Raw genomic sequence first — 20,895 nt, forward strand, 5'->3', positions numbered from 1 at the left:
AATAAAGTATTCGGTTAAGCGTTCTAAAATTAAAAAAGAAATTAGTATTCGGTGTTCTTTGCCGACTCAAAAATAAAAGAAAAACAATTCGCTGGAAAATGTGTATCCAAAATTATTCGGGCTTTTCTCCGATCTCATTTCCGTCGGCCTGGATGTCTTTCAGCTGAGGGAGTTCAGAGCTGTTCCGGATGCCAAAATAGTCCATAAAGAGAGGGCTTGTTCCATATAATATCGGTCTGCCCAGGCCATCTGATTTTCCTGTAATTATGATGAGCTCTTTCTCAAGCAGCCGCTGGATAGTATAATCGCAGCTTACCCCTCTTATCTGCTCTATCTCCAGCTTGGTGACCGGCTGTCGATATGCAATAATGGCCAGAGTTTCGAGTGCGGCCTGACTTAGTTTTTTCTTCGATTTGTGTATTTGAAGCTGATGCACCAGGGCGTAGTACCGTTGTTTGGTAAGAAATTGGTACCCTCCGTTTAGCTCGGTCAGGGCGATAGCAAACTCATCGCTGTCGTATTTATCGCGTATCGCGTTTACGTGTTCTGCCAGCTCGGTTTCAGAGATCTCTGATCCGTCAGATGCCTGAATCACCGCTTGAATATCTTTTAATGAAAGGCTTTGCTCGGAAGCAAAAATTAAGGCCTCAATATTTAATCTCGTATTATCCACTTTTGCGGCGCAAATCTAACGGAAAAAAGTGTATGGAATGTTTAAAATAAAAAAAGCGGTGAAACTTTTGGGAAGCTTCAGCCGCTAAACACACACTTAGATAAAAATATTTTTATTCCCTTAAAACAGGAGATACAGTACAATAATAAGACGGAGTCCGTTAATTTTCATTCTTCTTTAGTTATCGGTATTGTTTAATGAGTGAACGGTTAATCGGGCAGGTTAATTACCACTTCAGTGCCTCCTGCCTCCCGCTGAGCGACGTCTATTGTGATCGGCTTGCTTTTAAACTTGTTGAGGAGCGATATTCTTTGCCGGGTAAGTTCCATACCCCGGCTGACATGATCGCCGTTCTTCGTTTTTCTCGAGTTCTCAATTCCTACGCCGTTATCTGATATGCAGATCCTTATTCCTGATTCCGTCTTGTCGGTGTTAATTTTGATCGTTCCGTTACCTTCTTTAGGCATAATGCCATGCCAGATCGCATTCTCAACGTAAGGCTGCAGAAGCATGGAGGGAATGGCTGTTTCCCGTATATCGACAGCCGGGCCTGTTTCTATTGCAAAGTCCATTTTTTCGCCGAACCTCAATTTCTCAAGTGAAAGATACAGGCGCAGATACTCCAGCTCCTCCTCAAGCGTGATATAGCTTTTGTTGCAGATATCGAGGTTCTTGCGGATGAGGCGGGCGAAGCCGCTTAGCACCTGGTTGGCGAGCGCGTTCTCCCTTGTATTGATGAAGTACTGGATTGAATTCATCACGTTGAAGATGAAGTGGGGATTCATCATCGCCTGCAGTGCCTGTTGTTCGAGGGCAATAATGCGGGTTTGTGTGATCAGCTTTTCGTTTTGCTCAGCCTGCTTCGATTTGAAGTAATGCCTGAGGCTCAGAAAGAAGAACGCCGCTATTGCGGCTATGCTGAGCAGGAGGAACCACCACGTTCTCCAATAAGGAGGACGTATTATAAAATCTAATCCCACCGGTTTGCTCCAGTCCGTATACAGGCTTCTGGCTGCCACTTGAAGGTGGTAGTGGCCCGGCTTCAGTGATCCCAGTTCCAGGGAGCTTCCTTGAGTTTCAGACCAATGGGCATTCCTGGTCAGTCGGTACCGGTAGCGGAGGTGGCTGGGATGGCTGAAATCTATAGCGGTATAGCTGATCGTCAGGTTGTTGAGGTCATACGGCGCGGAGGAGAACTGTTCCGGATAGAGGCGGCGCTTGTTGAACTGAATGGTCCGAATGTAGACTGGCAGGGGCTCTCTTGATACATCTCGAGCGGGGCTGAATACAGAGAGGCCCTGATTGGTTGCCACATAGGCGGTATCCTTCTGCACGTAGAGGTCATTGACCTCGTCCGAAATTAGTCCGTTTTCGGCGCTGTACTGGGTTATTGGAGAATGAGCTTTTTGAAAGTCGATTACGCTGATCCCTTTCACCGTTATTATCCAGGCCTTATTGTTTTCCACCACTATCTTCTTGCAAATATTGCTGATCAGGCCTTGTCTGGTTGTGATCCTCTTCACCAGCTTGTCGTTCTTTAATACCGCAACTCCAAAGCCGTAGGTCGAACAGATGACAGAGCCGTCGGCCAGTTCCGCGATATCGGTTACCCGCTGGCGGAGTACAGGGATGTGCTTATAAAGTTCAACAAGTTTGCCATCGGAGAAATACTGAAGCCCTTGCAGGTTGGAGAACCAGAGCCGACCGCGATTGTCATACAAGATTGAAAACGAGCGGTTGGTGAAACAGCTTTTTCTACCCGGCGAAAGGAAAGCTCCGCCAATCTGGTTTTCGCTGATCACATCGACACCGGAAGCATGGGCAACAGCAAGATCACGGTTCCTGTTGAAGCTAAACGATTTAATAGCGTAAACCTTGGCGGGGTCGAGAACGTTGATATTGCCCCGGCGTGGGTGGATTTCTATGAGCGCTTTATCCGAGGCATACCATATGGAATTTCTTTTTGCGTTGAAATAGAGCTTCTTAACGGGATTGTAGCTGTTTCTCGGATTGATCAGTTCGTGGGTGATTCTGCCACTTTCAATGATGTCGAGGTTTCCGGACCGCAGCCCCAACACGAGTCTGTTACGGGCTTTTACAATACTCGTTACTGCCTTACTCGACAGCCCGTCTGACACGGTATAGTGGAGGGCGTTGTTCGCATAGTAAGGCAGCATATACACCCCGCTGCCAATAGTGGACACCCAGAGGTTGCCCTCCCGGTCCCGCAGGATATGGGTAATATTTTCTCCGCGGAGGTGGAGTTCGGGGCGGTCGGCCAGCGTCTTGTAGAGCAGAAGTCCCTGCCCCATAGTGCCGGTCCACAGCCGGTCCTGCGTGTCGACGTAAATAGGGCCGATGGACGCCTTTGTTGATGCCGACAGGCCCTTAATGCCAAATTTCTGGTTCTGATATTCTGCAAGGCCCTTGCTAGTCATAAAGATTACGCGCGATTTGCCGGGCAATGCCTGAATGGACTTGGAAGACACTGGATAAAACGGAGAAGCGAACCTTTCGAACGTGTTGTTCCTGAATCTGAAAGCGAAGCTGCCGTTGAACGCCAGGAGACTTTGTCCTGCCTCCTGAAATAACGTACAGTTGGCGAAGGAGTAATGTGAAGACCGGAAAAAGCGGGGTCTGTCGTTTCTGTCGACGCAGAGCAGACGGTTTTGGTTGGTGGAAAACCACAGATTATGCTGCCTGTCTTCGAAAAAGCTTATATAGCTGCCTGGGGAGATACTCTTCTCCAGAAGCGGGGTATTAGCTGGATTGTGAAACTTATGCTTGTAGTAATAGCTTAGCTTGCCATTCAGCGTCAGAAACCAAATTCGCCCTTTAGAGTCTTCAGATATTTGAAGCACTTCGTTATCCGAAAGCCCGTTATCCATGGTGAACAGCTCAAACTTATGCCCGTCGAAGCGGTTTACTCCGCTTTCGGTGGCAAACCATATAAAGCCTTTTGAATCTTGAAAGATCGAGTAGACGGTCGAGTTGGCCAGGCCCTCTCGCACCGAGTAGTTCTTGAAGTTGAATGTTTCTGCCGAAGCGGCGAACCGAAAAAACATGATGATAAAGAGGGCGGCTCCGCTACAATAAAAGCGTTTAAGCCTAATGACAGACAGGAGGTTAAGTATGCGACATATTCTCTTCGTACTCTTAGTTCGCTGCCCCGATATTATCCTCATGCCTTACTCTCCTTTAAAGAAGGCCTTCGCCTTTTCCTGAAATTCATTTAGCCTTCTTCGGGATACGGGGAGGGCTGAACCGTCTTTCAGGATGACCTGCAGTCCGTTCCGGTGGGAGTAGGCCTTTACATACTTGAAATTTACAATAATTGACTTGTGGATCCTCAGGAAGGCTTTTCCGGCAAGCATTTCTTCAAACTCTTTCAGCGGCTTGGCCACGATCATCTTTCCGGTGTTCTTTAAATGAAAAATGGAGTAATTACTGTCGGCTTCAATATAGACAATCTCGGAGGTGTTGATGACGTCGAATCCGTGGGTGTGAGGGATTGTGATGGTTCCATCATCAGGAAGGACATGGTCCGGCTGCTTCGGGTCTGAAGCGGCTGTTCCCCGTTCGCTTATTAAAAGCATCTGATCGTGCGCCTTTTTCACGGCTGCTTTTAGTTCCTCAATGTCGATTGGCTTTAAAAGATAATCAATAGCACTCGCCTTCAGTGCCTTTAAAGCATAATGATCGTAAGCGGTTGTGAAAATAACGAGCGTATTAGAAGATTTAAGATCTGGCAGCAGTTCAAAGCCGCTCTCTCTGGGCATTGCGACATCAAGGAAAATGAGGTTAACCTGCTTTGTTCTCAGTTGTTCACGCGCCTCAGCCACAGAATTAACGATAGCAGCAATTTGCACTTCCGGGCAGTATTCCTGAAGAAGATAATACAGCGATTTCCTGCTGTACTCTTCGTCGTCTACAATAAGCGCAGTTAAGGTCATAAGGCAATTTTGGTGAAATTACCTTAAATTATTCAAAAGGAGAAAAGCAAATGCAGAAAGACTGCCTGTTCAGATTACCCGGGGGCGCTTGTCTAGTATGTTATTTCCTGCTGCTGAATTTGTGCAGGGATCTCCCTGAACCCGTACTTCTGATTCCTGAGCTGAGGTTCAAAGCCAGCCTCACGTATTGCCTGCTGAATTCCGGCTGAAGTGAAACGATGAGGGGCGCCCGCCGCACTCACTACGTTTTCTTCGATCATGATAGAACCGAAGTCGTTAGCACCGGCATGCAGACAGATCTGAGCGACATTCTTTCCTACAGTAAGCCAGGAGGCCTGAATGTTTTTAATATTGGGCAGCATTATCCTGCTCAGTGCGATCATGCGAATGTATTCGTCGGCTGTAACCTGATTGCTGATCCCCCTCACGCGTTTGAGCAGTGTGCCATCGTCCTGAAAGGGCCATGGAATAAAAGCAATAAAGCCATTTGCATTCTCAGGTTTTTCCGACTGCACCTGTCTGATCCAGACGAGATGTTCGAACCGTTCTTGTATCGTTTCAACGTGGCCGAACATCATCGTTGCAGAAGTAGTAAGACCGAGCTGGTGCGCAGCACGCATTACATCGAGCCATTCCTGGCCTCCACACTTCCCTTTCGATATCAATCTGCGTACGCGGTCGTTAAGGATTTCCGCTCCTGCTCCGGGGAGAGAGTCTAGTCCGGCTTCCATCAGGGCCTTCAAGACCTCTGAATGGCTCATGCCCTCCAGCTTGGCGATATGTGCTATCTCGGGAGGACCCAGCGAGTGCAGCTTAAGGGTGGGGTAGAGTTCTTTGAGTTGCTTGAATAGCGTAGTATAAAAGGAAAGACCGAGATCCGGGTGATGCCCTCCCTGGAGGAGAAGCTGGTCCCCGCCGAACCGGAATGTCTCTTCGATCTTTATTTTGTAGGTTTCAATATCGGTGATGTAGCTGTCGGCATGGCCCGGGCGTCTGAAAAAGTTGCAAAACTTACAGTTGGCAATACACACGTTGGTGGTATTCATGTTCCGGTCTATCTGCCAGGTTACCTTTCCATGTGGTACCTGGATTTTTCGAAGCTCATTGGCCGTGTACATCAGTTCTGAGGTAGAGGCATGTTCGAAAAGAAAGACTCCTTCATCAATAGAAAGAAAGTCAAAAGCCAGAGCGCGCTGCAGCAAATCCCGTGTATTCATTATCACAAAGATAAAGAGTGCAGAATCATTAGCAAAATGGCTTCCTCATCTGAATGTCACGCTTGTTCGCTGTGTCTGATTGGGAGTCTGTCATTGAGCAGTGGCATGTAAGGCCTGAGCTTGTCTGAATAGCGGGAATGTGAGCCCTTCTGTCATTAAGTTCGGTGCAATGCCTGGGGGCATGTTGTGTCCTGATCGTGTTGGGGATGGGCAGCCAGTTCCTTCGGTACACCTTCGGTACTCCTTCGGTACACCTTCGTCAAATCCCGAAGCTTTGCAAAAGCATTGGAAAAGGATTGTCAAGTCATCGCCGGACAAAGTCCGAGCGCGGTCAGGAGAAGGTCTGGACAATTTGGAGCAAAGAAAAGTGCCAGGGAAGCGTCTCAGGATTGGCTACTGACCGGACTTGCCTTTAATGTGGTTAACGATCTTGCAGGCATGTTCCCGCGAGTTCTCAATGAAATAGGTGTGTGTATCCATTCCACCGCAAACCACTCCTGCCATATAGATGCCCGGTACGTTGGTTTCCATTGTTTCGGTGTCATGGGAGGGGAGCTTACGATCGTCCACGGAACAGTTGATCCCGATCTCCTTTAAGAAGTTGAAGTTAGGCCGGTATCCGGTCATCGCCAGGACAAAATCGTTTTGTATGGTGACGAGGCCTTCCGGGGTTTCAATATCGATCTCGTGTTCCCTGATGGCCGTAACCTCCGAATTGAAATAGCCTTTGATGCTGCCTTCTTTGATCCGGTTTACGATGTCGGGCCTGACCCAATATTTAACCCTCGGGTCGATCTCTGAACCTTTCACGATCATGGTTACTTCTGCCGACTTCCGGTAGGTTTCGAGGGCGGCATCAACAGCAGAATTGCCGGCGCCAATTACAGCAACTTTCTGCATCACATAATAATGCGGATCTTTATAGTAGTGCGTTACTTTTGGTAAATCTTCCCCCGGAACGCCAAGGTAAACAGGGACGTCGTAAAATCCGGTGGAGACGATGACGTTGGCTGCGCGGTATTCTCCTTTTGATGTGCTTACGGTAAATCCGTCTTTTGATCCTCGTACTGTTTCCACAGGTTCAAATAATCTCACATTCAGGTTATAATGGAGAGTCGCCCGTCTGTAGTACTCCAGCGCCTCGGCACGTGTCGGTTTGGCGTTAATGGAGACGAAAGGGATGTCGCCTATTTCAAGTTTGTCGGAAGTAGAGAAAAAGGTCATATTGGCCGGATAGTTATACAGCGAGTTCACCAGGCATCCTTTTTCTATAATGACATATGACAGTCCTGCTTTGCCGGCTTCAATTCCACAGGTAAGTCCGATAGGCCCGGCACCTATTATCAGGACATCGACATTTTGCATCAGAAGATTTGAAAGAATATAAAGTACAACATAAATAGAAGTACAATGGCCCAGCGCGGCAAAAGCGTCAAGCCATTGTATTTGAGTGAGGCCTATTTGCCTGCAGCCTTAGCGTGATCAGCAAGGAACTGTGCAAGTCCGTTATCCGTTAAAGGATGTTTTAGCAGAGCAGCAATTGCTGAAAGCGGAGCGGTAATGACGTCTGAGCCTATCTTTGCACATTCTATAATGTGCATAGGGTGACGTACAGAAGCGGCGAGTATCTGAGTGGTATACCCATAGTTATCGAATATGGTGCGGATGTCTTCGATCAGCGCCAAGCCGTCGGTGGATACATCGTCAAGACGGCCGACGAAGGGAGATACATAGGTTGCTCCGGCTTTAGCGGCTAAAAGAGCCTGACCGGCAGAGAATACCAGGGTGCAATTAGTCTTAATTCCCTTTGAAGTGAAGTATTTGATAGCTTTTATGCCGTCTTTGATCATCGGAACCTTTACTACAATACGTTCGTGAAGTTTCGCAAGGGCCTCGCCTTCGGCAATGATTTCGTCATATGTAGTGGCAATAACTTCTGCGCTTACGTCTCCTGTTGTGATTTCGCAGATTGCCTTGTAATGATTAATAACGTTATCGTGTCCGGTGATTCCTTCTTTGGCCATTAAGCTTGGATTCGTGGTAACGCCATCGAGTACGCCCATTTCATGAGCTTCTTTAATCTGGGCAAGGTTTGCTGTGTCAATAAAAAATTTCATACTGTATATAGATTATTAGAATAAAGTTAATCAGTTATCTGCTGACAATCAGTGTTTGTAGCAGTGCTGCGTGTATGAGCAAGAGGCTCGGCAACGCTGCGCTAAGTTAGAACTTTGAATCTTGAGAGGAAAGCTTTTTGGAATTTTTTTATGAGAAGAGAAAAGAAAAAAATGGGCTAGCACCTTCTATCGCACCGCTACAACCCTCTACCCTTGCTGCGTTCCCACCCTGGGGGAGTTCAAGAGGAGCTGGTCGTAGAAGACTAACCCGCCACAAAGATAGAAAATCGTACTAAAGCGCAAAAACTATTTTGTGTTTTTTCATTATTCGCGTATCTTGTTGATTCAATCACCTGATTGAGGTAGGGGAACTGCGAAGATGTTTTGAGAAGAAAGTGAATTAGTATTTTATTAAAATTTTACATTTACCTTTAATAAAGTGCTAAATAATTTTATATTTGCTATTGCAGAATTGAAGAATAAACAAAAATTATTGAATTGTCCTAATTTTAAGGTGCAGGCCTTAGCTTAGTGATTTGCTTTTATAAATCTGATGAAACAAATTGAAAATGACCAGCAGGGGTTGTACCGCCCTGAGTTTGAACACGACTCTTGCGGAGTAGGCTTTATTACTCATATTGATGGACATCGCTCTCACCAGATTGTGTCCGATGCTCTTACTATACTTGAGAATATGGAGCATAGAGGCGCGTGTGGTTGTGACCCTGAGACGGGAGACGGGGCGGGGATTCTGGTGCAGATCCCGCATGAATTTTTGATAGAGGAATGTATTTCTCTTGATATTCATCTTGCCGAGCCAGGCCATTATGGCGTGGGAATGATCTTTTTTCCAAAAGATATCACCACCAGGGAGGCCTGCCGTGCAGTCATTGTTAATTCTGCTGAGCGATTAGGCCTGCCTTTGTTGGGTTTCAGGAAGCTCCCTGTTGATCCTTCTGTTGTAGGTGAAACTGCTCTTGCCGTGGAACCCTCGGTTGAGCAGGTATTCATTGGGCGCCCTTCGAGCGTCCTTAATGCCGACGACTTCGAACGGAAGCTCTACGTATTGAGGCGTCTGATCAGTAAAACGATTGCAGAAACGGTAAGTCAGGGAAGTGATTTCTATATTGCTTCAATGTCGTGCCGGGTGATCGTCTACAAAGGGCAGCTCACTACGTATCAGCTTCGTACCTATTACGGTGACCTTGCCGACGAGCGTCTGACTTCTGCATTCGGGATGGTGCACAGTCGTTTCTCTACCAATACGTTTCCCTCCTGGAAGCTGGCGCAGCCGTTTCGCTTTATGGCGCATAACGGAGAGATCAATACATTAACCGGCAATCTAAACTGGTTTTATTCAGGGCTCAGATCGTACGCCTCGTCGTTTTTTACGAATGAAGAGATGGACATCGTGCTGCCCGTAATCGATTCCAACCAGTCGGATTCTGCCTGCCTGGACAATGTGGTCGAGGTCCTGGTTCATACCGGACGTTCTCTTCCTCATGTGATGATGATGCTCGTTCCGGAGGCATGGGATGGCAACGATCAGATGGATCCGGTGAAGAAGGCATTTTATGAGTTCCACGCTACGTTGATGGAACCATGGGATGGTCCTGCTGCATTAACGTTCACAGATGGACGCCAGATTGGTGCTCTGCTGGACCGTAACGGACTTCGTCCTTTACGCTATGCCGTTACGAACGATCAACGTGTTATTGTGGCATCAGAAGCTGGCGCCCTGCCTATTTCTGAAAAGATCATCGTAAAGAAGGGCCGTCTTCAGCCTGGTAAGATGTTCCTGATTGACATGGCTGAGGGTAAGATTATTACCGATCAGGAGATAAAACATAAAATAGCATCGGCTCAGCCATATGGCGAGTGGCTTGAGAACTATAAGATCAGAATGGAGGAGCTTCCTGAACCAAGGATTGCTTTTACCAATATGACGAAGGAGTCAGTGCTTAAGTATCAACAGGTGTTCGGTTACACCCGGGAAGACATTGAGACGATCATTAAGCCAATGGCAGTTGACGGGAAGGAACCCATCGGCTCTATGGGCACTGATGTGCCTCTGGCTGTCTTATCGGATCGTCCGCAACACATATCAAGTTACTTTAAGCAGTTTTTTGCGCAGGTTACCAACCCTCCCATCGACCCGATTCGGGAACGGATGGTCATGAGCTTGTCGACTTTCATTGGCAATAACGGAAATCTTTTTGACGAAGATAAGATGCACTGCCATTGTGTGGCCTTGCGTCAGCCGATCCTGAATAATTATGAGCTGGAGAAACTGAGAAGTATTGACACCGGATTATTCCATGCAAAAACGCTCTATACGTACTTTAAAGCTGACGGGCAGCCGGGATCTCTTGAAAGAGGTATTGCACGTCTCTGTCGCTACGCGGAAGATGCAGTGGAAGACGGCTTCGAAGTGTTGATTCTTTCTGACCGGGCAGTTGATTCGGAACATGCTCCGATTCCTTCATTGCTTGCGGTTTCTGCTGTACATCACCATTTAATTAAAAAGGGCTTCCGCGGCCAGGTTGGTCTCGTTGTTGAGGCCGGAGATATCTGGGAAGTACATCATTTTGCATGTCTTTTAGCCTTCGGTGCTACTGCAATCAACCCTTATCTGGCACTGGGTACTATCAGGACCCTCAAAGAGGAAAATAAACTGGAGAGCTCGCTCGACTTTAACTATCTGTCGAAGAACTATATTAAGGCCATCTGTGACGGGCTGCTTAAGATCTTCTCTAAAATGGGAATATCGACGTTGCAGTCTTATCATGGAGCCCAAATATTTGAGATCCTCGGAATTAATAAAGCGGTTGTAGATAAGTATTTCACTGGTGCGGTAACACGGATCGGCGGACTGGGGCTGGATGAAATAGCAAAGGAAAGCTTGTTTAAGCACAACCAAGGGTTTATCTACTCAAAATCGGACGAACAATTACTACCGGAAGGAGGGATCTACCAATGGAAGCGTCGCGGGGAGGCGCACTTGTTCAATCCGCAAACAGTTCATCTTCTGCAGCATTCTACCCGTACCGGTGATTACAGCGTTTATAAGCAATATGCGAAGCTTGTTAATGATCAGTCGGAGAAGATGTACACGCTGCGTGGTCTGTTTGACTTCGCTCATCATCGCGAGCCGGTTCCTCTGGAAGAAGTAGAGCCGATTGAATCGATTATGAAGCGTTTCGCCACCGGTGCAATGTCTTTCGGGTCAATTTCCCACGAAGCGCACAGTACACTGGCAATTGCGATGAACCGTATTGGTGGAAAGAGCAATACCGGCGAGGGGGGAGAAGACGAAATTCGTTATACTCCTCTTGTGAACGGTGACTCCATGCGGTCTGCTATTAAGCAGGTAGCGTCAGGTCGGTTTGGCGTTACTTCCTATTATCTGACTAATGCCGACGAGCTTCAGATCAAGATGGCTCAGGGAGCAAAACCAGGAGAAGGGGGCAGCTGCCCGGCCACAAGGTAGACGAGTGGATTGCAAAGGTGCGGCACTCTACCCCCGGAGTGGGATTAATATCGCCTCCTCCTCACCATGATATTTACTCAATTGAGGATCTGGCACAGCTGATCTTCGACTTGAAGAATGCGAACCGTGAGGCTCGTATCAACGTGAAGCTCGTTTCGAAGGCGGGAGTTGGCACGATCGCAGCAGGGGTAGCCAAAGCTCACGCTGATGTTATCCTTGTAGCAGGCTATGACGGAGGAACGGGCGCATCTCCCATCAGTTCTATTAAGCATGCCGGTTTGCCATGGGAGCTTGGTCTGGCGGAAGCGCATCAAACCCTGGTTAGGAATAAGCTGAGAAGCCGTGTGGTGCTGCAGACGGATGGTCAGCTAAAGACGGGTCGTGATATTGCGGTAGCGGCATTGCTTGGAGCGGAAGAGTGGGGAGTGGCCACCGCGGCACTGGTTGCCGGAGGTTGTATTATGATGCGCAAGTGCCACCTGAACACCTGTCCGGTAGGGGTAGCGACACAAGATCCCGAACTGAGAAAGTTGTTTAGCGGGAAGCCTGAACATATTGTGAACCTTTTCCGCTTCATAGCAGAAGAACTTCGTGAAATTATGGCTGACCTTGGTTTCCGTACGGTTAACGAAATGGTAGGCCGGTCGCAGTTCCTTAAGGTGCGTGAAGGCAATATTCATTGGAAGGCAAAGACTCTTGACTTGTCAGCGATTCTTCATCCGGTAACGAATCCTTCTAAGCAGACTTTGTACAACAGCGAGGCTCAGGATCATGGGATGGATAATATACTGGACTGGAAGCTGCTTGAGCATGCTCAACACGCTCTTGAAAGTAAGACTCCTGTTTTTGGCTCATTCGCAGTTAAGAATACCGACCGCACTGTAGGGACTGTCTTGTCAAACGAGGTTTCGAAGAGATATCACGGGGCGGGGCTGCCTGATAATACCATCAACTTTAAATTCACCGGTTCTGCCGGCCAGAGTTTTGGAGCGTTCTGTGCAAAGGGGCTTTCATTTGAACTCGAAGGCGAAGCAAATGACTACGTTGGGAAGGGACTTTCAGGTGCCCGCCTGGCAATCTATCCTTCGGCTGAAAGTACGCTGGTGCCTGAGGAGAACATCATTATCGGAAACGTGGCTTTATACGGTGCGACTTCGGGAGAGTTATTTGTTCGCGGGCAGGCCGGAGAGCGTTTCGCTGTCAGGAACTCTGGTGCGACTGCCGTTGTGGAAGGAGTAGGAGATCACGGCTGCGAATATATGACAGGCGGACGGGCATTGATCCTGGGTAAGACCGGTCGCAACTTTGCCGCTGGTATGAGCGGTGGAATCGCATGGGTTTACGATGTGGATGGTGATTTTGCGGATAATTGTAACCCGGAGATGATCGATCTTGATCCCCTGACGGGTGAAGACGAGGAGCAGATCCTGACGCTCCTGAAGAAACATCAGCAGCTCACGGGAAGCCATCTGGCTCAGCATCTCCTGAGCAATTGGACTGAGGAAGCCGGGAAGTTTATCAAAGTGTTCCCGAAGGAGTATAAAAAAGTATTACAACACGCACAATATCAAACCAACTAATACAATGGGAAAAGTGACAGGCTTTAAGGAATATGCGAGAGAGCTGCCCCCAAAGAGATCAGCTCAGGAACGTATCAATGATTATAAAGAGTTTACCGGCTGTTTTACTGAAGATAAATTGAACCACCAGGCGGCGAGGTGTATGAATTGCGGAATCCCGTTCTGCCATTCGGGCTGCCCGCTCGGTAATATTATTCCTGAGTTTAATGACGCCGTGTATAAGGAAAACTGGGAAGAGGCATATCGTATACTCTCTTCTACCAACAATTTTCCTGAATTTACGGGCAGAATTTGCCCTGCACCCTGTGAGGCTGCCTGTGTCCTCGGCATCAATAAGCCCGCGGTAACAATCGAAGAGATAGAAAAGCATATTATTGAAATTGCATTTTCGAAGGGATTAGTTCAGGCGAAAGCGCCTTTTATTCGGTCAGGTAAAGCAGTTGCTGTAATAGGGTCAGGCCCTGCGGGCTTAGCTGCCGCAGCTCAGCTGAATAAAGCCGGCCATTCAGTCACCGTGTTTGAGCGTGATGATAAGCCGGGAGGCCTGCTGCGGTATGGTATTCCTGACTTTAAGCTTGAGAAGTGGGTGGTCGAGAGACGCGTTGCTTTAATGGAAGAGGAAGGCGTTGTGTTTAAATGTAATACAGAAGTTGGCAAGGACATCAGTGCTGACGAATTGTTGAAGAACTACGATGCTGTTGTTTTGGCTGGCGGCTCTACTATTCCAAGGAACTTACCGGTGCCGGGAAGAGAACTAAAAGGGGTGTATTATGCAATGCAGTTCCTGAAGCAGCAAAATAAGCGGGTGTCTGACACGGAGTTTGCTGATGAGCCAATTCTGGCTACCGGCAAGGACGTGATCGTGATAGGGGGTGGAGATACTGGTTCTGACTGCGTGGGAACTTCCAACCGTCAGAAGGCGCGATCTGTGACTCAGTTCGAGCTGATGCCGAAACCTCCTGTATCTCGTACCGAAAGTATGCCATGGCCTACTTATCCGATGTTGCTTAAGACAAGTACATCACACGAGGAAGGCTGTGAGCGGCACTGGGGAATTAATACCAGGGAGTTTTTAGGTGATGCTGACGGTAACCTGAGGGCGTTGAAGGTAGTTGACGTAGAGTGGGAGACAGATGTCTTCGGCCGACCAGTGAAGTTTAAAGAGGTTGAAGGTTCTGAACGTGAACTGCCTTGCCAGCTGGCGTTCCTTGCGATGGGGTTTGTTCATCCTCAGAAGGAAGGATTGCTTGAGCAGCTTGGCGTTGAACTCGATGTACGCGGGAACGTGAAAGCGGCGGAAGGTGCCTACCAGACCAACGTGCATAAGGTGTTTGCGGCCGGTGACATGCGGCGAGGTCAATCTCTTGTCGTATGGGCCATTTCGGAAGGCCGGGAAGCTGCAAGACGGGTCGATCAGTTCCTGAGCGGTCGCACGGCTCTTGAGAGTAAAGATGCCGAAAGCATGTACGCATTTTAAATTAGTCAAACAACCCCTGCCTATAGAAGAATATCCTGCCCTCGGGCGGGATATTTTGCTTTAAGAGGGCGTGTCTCATTCCCGTGCAGGCAGGGGCTGCAGATCATGCAGGTATCCTCTCAGCGTATTGGGCAGGATCGTCTGATCTTCCTGCCTTGCCAGGAGTTCTCAGGTGATGGTGTATTTGTTTTTTTAAGGCCAGAAGAACATTCAAGCAACTTTCATCCCCCGTTTGAGTGCGCAACTGACGGATGTTTTTGTAAGGCCGCTGCTTACTGTTTATCTGTGGAGCGGTTCAGCTTTAATTTGGCGAACAAATCCCATAAGACAATACCCGCTGATACCACAATATTGAAGGAGTGCTTGGTGCCGAACTGCGGGATTTCGATACATCCGTCTATCTTGGCCATTGCTTCGTCGGAGACTCCGTTTACTTCATTGCCAAAAATCAATGCGTAACTGGTATTATCCGCCGGCTTAAATTGGTGCAGCATGGTGCTTTTATCCGCCTGTTCAACTGCCAGGACCTGGTAGTTTTCGGCCCGAAGCGCTTCTATGGCTTCCGTAACGCTACTGAAGTGCTGCCATTCGACCGACTGGGTGGCTCCGAGGGCTGTCTTCTCAATTTCCCTGTGAGGAGGGGTTCCTGTAATGCCGCAGAGATAGATACGTTCGACAGAGAAGCCGTCGCTGGTTCTGAAGATCGAGCCTACATTATGCATGCTTCTTACATTGTCAAGGACAACCGTCACAGGAAGCTTCTCCTGTTTTTTGAAGTCGTCCACGCTTACACGATTTAATTCCTCTAGCTTTAATTTTCGCATTTTGCTTTACTGGCCCGGTGTTGGCAAAGGCCGGCTTAATCACATATGGTACGGGCCGGGCAGGTTGCCTTCCACCGGAAGGTGTGATAATAAAAAAGTCTGATGCTTTTGAACATCAGACTTGCAAAGATAATATGATGATTGACGTTTTATAGTTGAGTGACGCCAGTTCCGATCTCGGAGCTATAGACAGAAGGAGCATAGCCGATCCTGGAGGTATAGTAATCCACAATCTGCTTGCTGAAGTCGTCAAAGCTATTCTTCTTTACCAAAGCGATGGCACATCCTCCAAAGCCTGCACCGGTCATGCGGGCTCCGGTAACTGCAGGGAACTGCTTGCAAAACTCTACGATGGTGTCCAACTCCACGCCTGATACCTCGTAAAGATGCTGTAACGAGTCATGGGACGCATACATCAGCTTGCCGAACTCATCCAGCTTGTTCTGGTCGAGCGCTTTGGCAGCCTCTAGAACCCTGTCGTTTTCTTCAACGACGTGTCGGGCGCGCTTGAGAACAACGGGGTCGCTGATAAGATGTTCATGCTGTTCAAACGTAGCGGTGTTGATGTCACACAAGTTGGCAATATCAAGCTCCTGCTGAAGCGACTTAAGCGCCGCCTGGCATTCACTGACGCGCTCATTGTACTTGGATTCGGTGAGCTTTCTTGGCTTGTTGGTATTGATAATGGCGAGGTAATGGTCGCCCAGATCGCATTCTACCGCCTGATAATCGAGCGTGTCGCAGTTCAGCTTTAATGCCTTGTTTCTCTCGCCGAAAGCAACTGCAAACTGATCCATGATCCCTGAGTTCACACCGATAAATTCGTTCTCTACCTTTTTGGATAGTTTAACAAGCTCCAGCCTGGAGAAGCCCGACTGAAAAAGTTCGTTAAGCGCAAATGCTGTTACGACTTCTATCGACGCTGAAGATGAAAGACTTGAGCCAATCGGGAGATTGCCAAAATACATTAAGTCGAGCCCTTCAACGCTCTTGCCGTTCTGCAGAAAGTTGTGGATAACACCCAGAGGGTAATTATACCATTCTTTCCCTGTCTTCTCGTAGCTGCTTTGCACCGGAATCTTCAGCTCATCCTCGAAGTTGAGGCTTTTAAAGCGAAACAGCCCGTCTTTATTTGGAGCGGTGAGCAGATAGGTGCCCATGGTAATGGCGCAGGGCATGACGAGGCCGCCATTGTAGTCAATGTGCTCACCAATCAAATTAACCCTTCCGGGCGCAAAAAAATATTTTGGTGTGGCTGTCCGGAGAAGCTTAAAAACTCTTGTTTTAGGTTATCTAACATAATTGTAAGTAGTGGTGGTTGCTTCAAATGTACAAAATTTGTTCTATTGACAGTTATTGTTCTGAACTTGACACTGTTTGCCAGGACCGGTCAGAAGATGCCCTTACGATAAGCAGCGGATCCAGCACAATTTTTTCAGGCGCCGCCTCTTCTGTCTTTTCGGTTTTCTTTAGCTTGAGAAAGAGTTTTGCAACTTCTTTTCCCATCAGGACCGTTTGCTGGTCAATCGTTGAAAGTTGCGGGCTTACAAGGCTGCCGAAGGCTTCGTTTGCAAATCCAATCACGGCCACTTCTTCCGGTATTTTGATCCCAAATTGCTGGAGCTGCTGAAGTACGCCCATCGCTGTGAAATCTTCCAGGGCAAAGACAGCATCGAACTTTAGATTGTTCTCCCTGGCTTCCCGGATCACTGATTTGCCGAACTCAAGGGAAAAATCGCCTTTGATAATCAGCTCTTCATCGACCGGAATATTGTAATGAACAAGGGCATCGATGTATCCGCGAAGCCGTTCTTTAAAGATGCTGATTTCCCTGTCGGAGGAAATGTGCAGGATGCGTTTGTAGCCCTGCCGAATCAGATGTTCTGTGGCTATAAATCCGCCTTTGTAGTCGTCGATTGTGACAGAGGGTACATTCAGCTGCTCTACTGCACGGTCAAAGAAGATGAGTGGCGTTTTTCGTTTAATGATTTCATGAAAAGAGGAGTAGTCGGTCGTCTCAGTAGATATCGAGGCAATAATGCCGTCGACCCTCGACTGTAAAAAGGTCTCAATCCCTCTTTTCTCCTGGCCGATGGTTTCGTTTGACTGGTATAACAGGATGTTATAGCCGTTGGCGTTCATTACCTGCTCTATACCAGCTACAACCGAACTGAAGAAGGTGACCCGTATACTCGGTACGATCACGCCTATTACATTTGTTCTTCCCGACCGGAGCGAAGAGGCAATTTTGTTTTGCCGGTAGTTCAGACGTTCTGCAGTTTCACGCACCGCCTTCTTCGTAGCTGCACTAATAGCAGGGTGGTCGTTGAGTGCGCGGGCGACCGTAGAAAACGTAATGTTTAGCTCTTTTGCAATGTCCAGTATGGTAACTTTTTTCATTCCGTCTTGTGTGTCATCTTTCAATAAAAAGCTTTAGGTTTCAATTCATCTGCCGTTGAAGCACGCCAAAGACGTCTGAAAATTTTTTTCACAATTTTAGACGAAAATTTTTTTAATACCAAATATTCTATACCTTCGTGCAAACGTTGGCACAATTATTTAACCTTTAACCATAATGCTTCTTCTCGGAATTGACGTCGGCACTTCATCTATTAAAGTTTCTGTTGTAGATGCAGAAACGCAGAAGGCAGTAGTTTCAGCACAGTATCCTGAAACAGAATCACAAATTAAATCACTAAAACCCGGATGGGCAGAGCAATCTCCCGAGATGTGGTGGGAACATGTTCAGCAGGCCATACTGAAGGCAAACGCTTCAGGTGCCTACCAGCCCCGGGATATCGGCTCAATTGGCATTGCGTATCAAATGCACGGTCTGGTAGTTGTTGACCGCGGACAAAATGTTCTGCGCGACTCAATCATCTGGTGCGACAGCCGGGCTGTAGAGATAGGAAATAATGCATTCAGAAAGATTGGTGAGGAACGAAGCCTTTCGAGACTCCTCAACTCTCCCGGCAATTTTACAGCATCTAAACTGGCCTGGGTAAAAGAGAACGAGCCGGAACTATTCAGCCGGATTGACAAGGTGATGTTGCCTGGCGACTTTATCGCAATGAGACTGACCGGCGAAGCTACCATTAGTGCCTCAGCTCTTTCCGAAGGCATCCTTTGGGATTTTCAGGACGACACCATTTCTAAAGATGTTCTTGAGTGTTATGGTTTCAGCAGCGAGCTGTTTCCTCCTGTTAAGCCGGTCTTTGCAGAGCATGGTTACGTTACAGAGGCTATTGCTGCAAAACTCTCTCTTAGAGCCGGAATTCCGGTTACTTATAAGTCGGGAGATCAGCCTAACAATGCGTTGTCACTGAATGTATTGCAGCCAGGTGAGGTGGCCGCTACTGCCGGCACCTCCGGAGTGATCTACGGAGTGAGCGATAAGCTGACCTATGATCCTCAGTCGAGAGTCAATACGTTTGCTCACGTAAATTATGCCGGAGAGCAAAAGCGGGTAGGTGTACTGCTTTGTATCAACGGGACGGGAATCCTGAACCGCTGGGTCAGAAATAACATGGCGCCCGGTGTTAGTTACAAAACCATCGATTCTCAGGGGAAGGAAGTTCCTGTTGGAGCTGACGGGTTACGGATACTGCCATTTGGAAATGGGGCCGAGCGTATGTTAAATAACAAACTGATCGGAGCTCATTTGCTGAATGTCGATTTTAACCTCCACACTCAGGCCCACATCTTCCGCGCAGAGCAGGAGGGTATTGCTTTCGCCTTCCGCTACGGACTTGATATTATGCGGGAAAATGGGATGAATCCGTCTGTCATCCGTGCAGGAAAGGCCAATTTGTTCCAGAGTCCTCTATTCTGCGAGGCGTTTGTTAACAGTACGAATGTGCCGGTAGAGCTTTACGACAATGACGGAAGCGTAGGTGCCGCTATTGGCGCAGGCATCGGAGTTAAAGCATTTGCCTCTGAGAGCGAAGCTTTTACCAATCAGCGGGCTATCCAGCTAATAGAGCCGGGGATGAGCGGGGTCTATGAGGAGATCTATCAGGACTGGAAAACGCTGTTATTGAGAAAACTGGCCGAATAGGGCCATAACAGGAAGTAATTATTCAGACATTATAAATCAGTTAACAATCTAAATTTAATTTTTATGGCAAATATTCTCTCTGGTGAAACAGAGTTTTTCAAAGGAATTGGCCAGATCCAATTTGAAGGACCTGAGTCAGACAATCCACTTGCATTCAGATGGTATGACGAAAACCGCTTAGTAGCAGGAAAGACTTTAAAAGATCATTTCAAATTTGCCTGTGCTTACTGGCATTCGTTCTGCGGAAACGGGTCAGATCCTTTTGGAGGGCCATCTCACTTCTTCCCATGGGACAAAAAGAGTGACCCTGTAGAGCGTGCAAAAGATAAGATGGATGCGGCATTTGAGTTCATTACTAAGATGAACCTGCCCTATTATTGTTTTCATGACGTGGATCTGGTTGATTACGGGAACGATGTGCTGGAGAATGAAAGAAGACTTCAGGCTATCGTAGAATATGCAAAGCAGAAACAAGCAGAGAGCGGCGTTAAGTTACTATGGGGAACATCTAATCTGTTCAGCAACCCCCGGTACATGAATGGTGCCTCTACGAATCCCGACTTTCACGTACTCTCCCACGCAGGAGCACAGGTAAAGGCGGCACTCGATGCTACCATCGCTCTAAATGGTGAGAACTATGTGTTCTGGGGAGGAAGGGAAGGATACATGACCCTTCTGAATACCGATATGAAACGTGAGCAGGAACACTTCGCCCGTTTCCTTCATACCGCCAAAGATTATGCAAGGAAGAACGGCTTTAAGGGCAATTTCTTTATCGAACCAAAGCCATGCGAGCCGACTAAGCACCAGTATGATTACGATGCTGCAACAGTTATTGGCTTCCTGAGACAGTATGATCTTCTTGATGACTTTAAGTTAAATCTGGAAGTGAATCACGCCACGCTGGCAGGTCATACGTTCCAGCATGAAATGCAGGTAGCTGCCGACGCAGGATTACTTGGATCAATGGACGCTAACAGAGGCGATTACCAGAACGGATGGGATACCGACCAGTTCCCCAACAACGTGGGTGAACTCACCGAATGCATGCTGGTATTCCTGCAGGCTGGCGGCCTTCAGGGCGGTGGTATTAACTTCGACGCGAAGATTCGCAGAAATTCTACCGACATGGAAGATCTGTTCTACGCTCACATCGGAGGAATGGATACTTTCGCGCGGGCTCTGATCATTGCCGACACCGTACTTCAGAAGTCGGATTATACCAAGTTCCGCGAAGAAAGGTATTCCTCTTTTGATTCCGGAAAAGGCAAAGAGTTCGAAGAAGGCAAGCTGAGCCTCGAAGATCTGCGCGCTTACGCAATCGAGAACGGTGAGCCTGCTCAGAAGAGTGGTAAGCAGGAATATCTGGAGAATATCCTGAACCGGTACCTGTAAGATAACTGATCTAAATTAAAGGGGCTGTCTCGATTCGAGTTCAGCCCCTTTTTTAAGATCTTAATCACTAATCTTTACCAATTAAGATTTTATACCGGACAACCTTTGATTG

General features: G+C 47.8%; 13 protein-coding genes, 1 other RNA gene and 1 pseudogene. 5 read left to right on the forward strand and 10 right to left on the reverse strand.

Features of this window, described 5'->3' with window-relative positions:
- Positions 1-112: 112 nt before the first annotated feature.
- The 7 genes from scpB to ffs form a co-directional block, all read right to left on the reverse strand.
- Positions 113-673, reverse strand: coding sequence for an SMC-Scp complex subunit ScpB (gene scpB, locus ACES2C_RS12875; RefSeq protein ID WP_374163503.1), 561 nt, complete (start codon positions 671-673; stop codon positions 113-115).
- A 209-nt stretch (positions 674-882) separates the two neighbouring features.
- On the reverse strand, positions 883-3,738 hold the full coding sequence (locus ACES2C_RS12880; RefSeq protein ID WP_374163504.1) for a two-component regulator propeller domain-containing protein: 2,856 nt from the start codon (positions 3,736-3,738) through the stop codon (positions 883-885).
- A gap of 123 nt (positions 3,739-3,861) precedes the next feature.
- Positions 3,862-4,626, reverse strand: a complete 765-nt coding sequence (locus ACES2C_RS12885) for a LytR/AlgR family response regulator transcription factor (RefSeq protein WP_374163505.1) — start codon at positions 4,624-4,626, stop codon at positions 3,862-3,864.
- Positions 4,627-4,718: 92 nt separating this feature from the next.
- A complete protein-coding gene (gene mqnC, locus ACES2C_RS12890; protein WP_374163506.1) occupies positions 4,719-5,843 on the reverse strand; it encodes a cyclic dehypoxanthinyl futalosine synthase in 1,125 nt (374 codons plus the stop codon).
- 393 nt (positions 5,844-6,236) lie between these two features.
- The gene (locus tag ACES2C_RS12895) at positions 6,237-7,208 is read right to left on the reverse strand and encodes a YpdA family putative bacillithiol disulfide reductase (protein WP_374163507.1); all 972 of its coding nucleotides are present in this window, start codon (positions 7,206-7,208) and stop codon (positions 6,237-6,239) included.
- Between the two features lie 92 nt (positions 7,209-7,300).
- Positions 7,301-7,960: a fructose-6-phosphate aldolase gene (gene fsa / locus ACES2C_RS12900; RefSeq protein WP_374163508.1), complete on the reverse strand. Its 660-nt coding sequence runs from the start codon at positions 7,958-7,960 to the stop codon at positions 7,301-7,303.
- A gap of 171 nt (positions 7,961-8,131) precedes the next feature.
- An RNA gene (gene ffs, locus ACES2C_RS12905) (signal recognition particle sRNA small type) lies at positions 8,132-8,230 on the reverse strand.
- Between the two features lie 283 nt (positions 8,231-8,513).
- Between ffs and gltB the strand changes: the two are divergent.
- From gltB to ACES2C_RS12920, 3 genes and pseudogenes are all read left to right on the forward strand, one after another.
- Positions 8,514-12,007: pseudogene (gene gltB, locus ACES2C_RS12910) on the forward strand (glutamate synthase large subunit); the annotation flags it as partial.
- A gap of 219 nt (positions 12,008-12,226) precedes the next feature.
- Positions 12,227-13,030, forward strand: coding sequence for a hypothetical protein (locus tag ACES2C_RS12915; protein ID WP_374166950.1), 804 nt, complete (start codon positions 12,227-12,229; stop codon positions 13,028-13,030).
- A 4-nt stretch (positions 13,031-13,034) separates the two neighbouring features.
- A complete protein-coding gene (locus ACES2C_RS12920; protein WP_374163509.1) occupies positions 13,035-14,507 on the forward strand; it encodes a glutamate synthase subunit beta in 1,473 nt (490 codons plus the stop codon).
- A 272-nt stretch (positions 14,508-14,779) separates the two neighbouring features.
- Here the strand turns inward: ACES2C_RS12920 and ACES2C_RS12925 are convergent, their stop codons facing one another.
- From ACES2C_RS12925 to ACES2C_RS12935, 3 genes are all read right to left on the reverse strand, one after another.
- Positions 14,780-15,331 (reverse strand): RNA methyltransferase, encoded by a 552-nt coding sequence (locus tag ACES2C_RS12925; protein ID WP_374163510.1) that lies wholly within the window; start codon positions 15,329-15,331, stop codon positions 14,780-14,782.
- Positions 15,332-15,480: 149 nt separating this feature from the next.
- Complete coding sequence (locus tag ACES2C_RS12930; protein WP_374163511.1) at positions 15,481-16,548, reverse strand: galactokinase; 1,068 nt, start codon at positions 16,546-16,548, stop codon at positions 15,481-15,483.
- A gap of 136 nt (positions 16,549-16,684) precedes the next feature.
- Positions 16,685-17,731: a LacI family DNA-binding transcriptional regulator gene (locus tag ACES2C_RS12935; RefSeq protein ID WP_374163512.1), complete on the reverse strand. Its 1,047-nt coding sequence runs from the start codon at positions 17,729-17,731 to the stop codon at positions 16,685-16,687.
- A gap of 175 nt (positions 17,732-17,906) precedes the next feature.
- Between ACES2C_RS12935 and ACES2C_RS12940 the strand changes: the two genes are divergently transcribed.
- Entirely contained in the window at positions 17,907-19,388 is a 1,482-nt protein-coding gene (locus ACES2C_RS12940) for a xylulokinase (protein WP_374163513.1), read from the forward strand.
- A 63-nt stretch (positions 19,389-19,451) separates the two neighbouring features.
- On the forward strand, positions 19,452-20,783 hold the full coding sequence (gene xylA, locus ACES2C_RS12945) for a xylose isomerase (protein WP_374163514.1): 1,332 nt from the start codon (positions 19,452-19,454) through the stop codon (positions 20,781-20,783).
- Positions 20,784-20,895 lie beyond the last annotated feature (112 nt).

Origin of the sequence: Arcticibacter sp. MXS-1, from assembly GCF_041902385.1 — a bacterium.
Classification (GTDB): domain Bacteria; phylum Bacteroidota; class Bacteroidia; order Sphingobacteriales; family Sphingobacteriaceae; genus Arcticibacter.

Excerpts from the sequence above, each read along its gene's own strand:
- ACES2C_RS12880 (WP_374163504.1), bottom strand. The coding sequence starts at position 3,738 with ATGTTTTTTCGGTTCGCCGCTTCGGCAGAAACATTCAACTTCAAGAAC.
- ACES2C_RS12885 (WP_374163505.1), bottom strand. The coding sequence starts at position 4,626 with ATGACCTTAACTGCGCTTATTGTAGACGACGAAGAGTACAGCAGGAAA.
- mqnC (WP_374163506.1), bottom strand. The coding sequence starts at position 5,843 with ATGAATACACGGGATTTGCTGCAGCGCGCTCTGGCTTTTGACTTTCTT.
- ACES2C_RS12895 (WP_374163507.1), bottom strand. The coding sequence starts at position 7,208 with ATGCAAAATGTCGATGTCCTGATAATAGGTGCCGGGCCTATCGGACTT.
- fsa (WP_374163508.1), bottom strand. The coding sequence starts at position 7,960 with ATGAAATTTTTTATTGACACAGCAAACCTTGCCCAGATTAAAGAAGCT.
- ACES2C_RS12915 (WP_374166950.1), top strand. The coding sequence starts at position 12,227 with ATGGATAATATACTGGACTGGAAGCTGCTTGAGCATGCTCAACACGCT.
- ACES2C_RS12920 (WP_374163509.1), top strand. The coding sequence starts at position 13,035 with ATGGGAAAAGTGACAGGCTTTAAGGAATATGCGAGAGAGCTGCCCCCA.
- ACES2C_RS12925 (WP_374163510.1), bottom strand. The coding sequence starts at position 15,331 with ATGCGAAAATTAAAGCTAGAGGAATTAAATCGTGTAAGCGTGGACGAC.
- ACES2C_RS12935 (WP_374163512.1), bottom strand. The coding sequence starts at position 17,731 with ATGAAAAAAGTTACCATACTGGACATTGCAAAAGAGCTAAACATTACG.
- ACES2C_RS12940 (WP_374163513.1), top strand. The coding sequence starts at position 17,907 with ATGCTTCTTCTCGGAATTGACGTCGGCACTTCATCTATTAAAGTTTCT.
- xylA (WP_374163514.1), top strand. The coding sequence starts at position 19,452 with ATGGCAAATATTCTCTCTGGTGAAACAGAGTTTTTCAAAGGAATTGGC.